The sequence below is a fragment of the Burkholderia sp. 3C genome, assembly GCF_054589155.1.
Genome location: NZ_BAAILN010000039.1, coordinates 48,577 through 49,641 on the forward strand (window position 1 = coordinate 48,577; position 1,065 = coordinate 49,641).

Below are 1,065 nucleotides of genomic sequence, written 5' to 3' on the forward strand. Positions count from 1 at the left end.
CGGCCGGCTCAGTCGCACAGCGCGTCGCGGATCGCGGCCAGCCACAGCGCGACCGCATGCGCGCCCGGATCGGGATGGCCGAGCGCGCGCTCGCCGAGATAGCTCGACCGGCCGCGCCGCGGCATCAGCGTGGCGGTACCGGCCGCGCCTTCGGCGGCTGCAGCGGCCGACGCATCGAGCGCCTGGCGCAGATCGCCGCCGGTCGCATCGAGCGCGGTACGCAACGCGCGCGCGGCCGGATCGAGCGCATCGATCATGGTGCGCTCGCCGGGCCGCGCGCCGCCGATCTCGCACACCCCGTCGACACCGGCCGCGAACGCCTCGGCCCAGGCCGACGCATCGGGCTTCGCCGCGCCATCGAGCGCCGCCGCCGCGCGCATCAGCATCGCCGCGTAGAGCGGGCCGGAGGTGCCGCCCACCGCGCGCCGGATGGTGGCCGACATCGCGCGCAGCACCGCGGCCGGCCGCGACGCGTCGGGCCAGCCGCCCGCCTCGGCTTCGATCGCCTGCGCGGCGCGCGACAGGCTGATGCCGAGATCGCCATCGCCGACGCGCTGATCCATCTCGGTCAGCGTCGCTTCCGATGCGTGCAGCCTGGCGCAAACGGCGTCGATCACGCGCCGCAGCGTGGCGTCGGCGGCGAGCCGCGGGCCGTCGCCGCCGAGGTTGCGGCCCGCGCCGGGCGCGGCCGGCACCGGGCGGCTTTCCTGCGGCGCGACGCGGCCCGCGCGGGCGGGCCAGGCGGCCGCCTCGGTGGGCGCGTCGAGCCAGGCGAGGCGCGCATCGTCGACGCGCAGCAGCGTCAGCGAAATGCCGGCCATGTCGAGCGCGCTGAGGAACGTGCCGGCCCAGGCGCGTTCGGCCACGAGGCCGCGTGCGGCCAGCGCGCGCAGCGCCGCGTCGGCGACGATGTCGAGCTCGCCCGGCGGCGTGCCGCCGAGGTTGTTGACGAGCAGCGCGACGCGCGCGCCGGCGTCGAGCGCGAGATCGTCGGCGATGCGGGCGATCAGGCGCGACGCCACCGCATCGGCCGATTCGAGTTCGGCGCGCTCGACGCCGGCCTCG

The 1,065-nt window shown here is 77.8% G+C and carries 1 protein-coding gene; it reads right to left on the reverse strand.

Translation table 11 applies throughout. The features are described 5' to 3' along the window. Positions 1–8: 8 nt before the first annotated feature. Positions 9–1,065, reverse strand: a 1,057-nt coding sequence (gene dhaL / locus ACYP33_RS06040) for a dihydroxyacetone kinase subunit DhaL (protein WP_459620379.1), incomplete at its 5' end; no start/stop codon positions are given.